Annotated in this window: 1 protein-coding gene; it reads left to right on the forward strand. The window is 39.1% G+C overall.

Annotated elements, in window-relative coordinates:
• Positions 1 to 12 precede the first annotated feature (12 nt).
• A partial coding sequence (locus tag IGI80_RS18960) for a LysM peptidoglycan-binding domain-containing protein (RefSeq protein WP_438724296.1) occupies positions 13 to 606 on the forward strand: 594 nt, incomplete at its 3' end.

Genomic DNA, 606 nt, shown 5'->3' on the forward strand with positions numbered 1-606 from the left:
GAGGAATTGAAAATGAAAAACAAAATCATTGCGGGATTGTTTGTATCAGCTATCACATTAGGAGGATTAACTTTTTCTGGAACGAATGCACATGCAGAGACTTGGAAAGCGAACACGCCTGATCAAATTCAAATTACCAAAGACCAAAAAGATTACACTTTAAAAAGTGGGGATACTTTATGGGCAATTGGTCAAAAAATTAATATTAACGTTGACGCTTTAGCAAAAATCAATCATATTGATTTAGCTAAAGGGGAAGAGAAAAACTTGCCTGTCGGTCGTGTCATTAGTTTTGATGGAAACATGGTAACAGTGAAAGACGCGGATGGCTCAGTGGTCGATAAATCAGAAATTAAAAAAGAAGATAAAGTTGATCCTAAGAAACCAGTTGGGGAACCAGTAAGCTTTAAAAAAGTAGAAGATACGAAAGAAGCACCAGCGTTAGTAACACCTGAAACTGTAACGCCTGAAGCTGAGGCAACGAATGACTTAGCTCCTGGAGCATTAGAAAATACTGCGACACCAATTAACACAGAAACACCTGGTGATACTGGAAGCAATATCACTGCAACACCTGATCCACAAAGTCAACCGGTGGCACCAGCA

Origin of the sequence: Enterococcus sp. DIV1420a (assembly GCF_051712165.1) — a bacterium.
GTDB classification, from domain to species: Bacteria; Bacillota; Bacilli; order Lactobacillales; family Enterococcaceae; genus Enterococcus; species Enterococcus faecalis.